The 729-nt window shown below is 39.8% G+C and carries 1 pseudogene; it reads left to right on the forward strand.

The annotated features are described in order from the left end of the window. Window positions 1-729, forward strand: a pseudogene (locus PVV64_RS10405) (hypothetical protein); the annotation flags it as partial.

Genomic DNA, 729 nt, shown 5'->3' on the forward strand with positions numbered 1-729 from the left:
GATGCTGAAACGCAAGACATCACTATAGGCAAGGGTGCAGGTGGTGATAAAATCGATATTACCAATAACAAAAATCAACAGCGTACTCTTACGGGCATAAAGAATGGTGACATATCAAAAGATTCAAAAGAAGCTGTAACGGGTTCGCAGCTTTTTGAGACAAATAAGAATGTTGCGACTTACTTAGGCGGTGGAGCTGATTATAAAAATGGCAAATGGACCGATCCAACATTTACAGTCAAAACAGTTGATGCTGAAGGCCAAGAAAAAAATACGAATTATAAAAATGTAGCAGAAGCTTTGGCAGGAGTTGGTACTTCTATCACCAATGTTAAAAATGAAATTACAAAAGAGGTTAATAATACCATTAGCAGTGTCAAAGGTGATGCTTTATTGTGGGGCGAGGAAGAAGGGGCATTTGTTGCACAACATGGGGGAAAAGAAACTAACAGCAAGATAACATCTCTTCAAGATGGGGTTATTAGTAGCCTCTCAACGGATGCAGTTACGGGTAAACAGCTTTATTTTGTAGGGGATGCGCTTTCTACGTATTTGGGCGGTGGTGCCAAATATGAGGATGGCAAATGGACAGCTCCAAGCTTCAAGGTTAATATAGTCAAGGATAATGGTCAGGAAAAAAGTGAGACTTATGATAATGTAGCGGATGCTTTGGCAGGGGTTGGTACTTCTTTTACCAACGTTCAGAATAAAATTACTAAGGAGATTACC

The sequence above is a fragment of the Bartonella sp. ML70XJBT.G genome (assembly GCF_028618575.1).
In the GTDB taxonomy this organism is placed as follows: Bacteria; Pseudomonadota; Alphaproteobacteria; order Rhizobiales; family Rhizobiaceae; genus Bartonella.